Source organism: Lentzea kentuckyensis (genome assembly GCF_002150765.1).
In the GTDB taxonomy this organism is placed as follows: domain Bacteria; phylum Actinomycetota; class Actinomycetes; order Mycobacteriales; family Pseudonocardiaceae; genus Lentzea; species Lentzea kentuckyensis.
Genome location: NZ_MUYM01000118.1, coordinates 1 through 888, shown reverse-complemented (window position 1 = coordinate 888; position 888 = coordinate 1). Strand labels below are relative to the sequence as shown.

The 888-nt window shown below is 68.0% G+C and carries 1 protein-coding gene and 1 pseudogene; both read left to right on the top strand.

Annotation, left to right across the window (positions count from 1 at the left end; translation table 11 throughout):
• The coding region (locus tag B0F77_RS39950; protein WP_483868454.1) for a tetratricopeptide repeat protein at positions 1 to 615 on the top strand (615 nt) is incomplete at its 5' end.
• Positions 612 to 888 (top strand): annotated as a pseudogene (locus B0F77_RS39945) (hypothetical protein); the annotation flags it as partial. The gene B0F77_RS39950 and the pseudogene B0F77_RS39945, both read left to right, overlap by 4 nt.

Sequence of the window (888 nt, the reverse complement as noted above, 5' to 3'; positions counted from 1 at the left end):
CTCGGTGACGACGCTGGCGCTTCCGTTGCGCTGCAACGCATGCTGGACCTGCGACCGGGTGTCGCCTCGTTCACCCGCGCCGCTTACCACTTCGAGTTGCACGGCCGGCTGGACGACGCCAGGGAGGCGTTGAACCGGGCGTTGGAGGCGGCCACCTCGGCTGAGGAGGCGGAGTTCTGCCGCTTCCAGCTGGACGAGTTGAAGGGGCGCACCAACGAGGAGGCGCTCGAGGTCTATCGCGGGCTCGTGTCGAAGGTGCCGTCGCCGGAGTACCTGGTGAAGTACGGCAGGGCACTGGACAGGGCCGGCCGGCCGCAGGAGGCGCGGGTTCAGCACGACCTGGCGTTGCGACAGCTGCGGGCTCTTGGCGGCGACGACCTGACGGCGGCCTTGATCGCCGCTGATCACGGGGATCCCGTCGAGGCGTTGCGGTTCGCCGAGAAGGAGTGGGCGAAGCGGCAGAGCGTCTTCACCGCGGACGCGATGGCGTGGGCCCTGCACGTCAACAAGCGGTCCGCGGAAGCACTTCCGTACTCCGACAAGGCTGTTGCGCTGGGGTGGCGTGATCCTGAGGTCCTGCGCCACCGCGAGGCGATTCTGGGGAGCTTGCGATGAGGGTGTTCGTGCTGGTGTTGTTCGGAATGCTGCTGATGGGCGGGGTCGCGCAGGCGCACCCGCTGAGCAACCTCAGCGTGAACCACTACGACGGCCTGCGGGTGTTCCCCGACCGGATCGAGCTGCGGTCCGTTGTGGACAGTGCGGAGATCCCGACCCTGCAGGACCGCGAGTTCGTCGACGCCCGCAAGCGTTGTTCGGAACGCGCGAAGTCGTTGAACGCCATGGCCGACGAACGCGTGCTGTCGTTCGAGGTCCGCGACGCCGACGTGG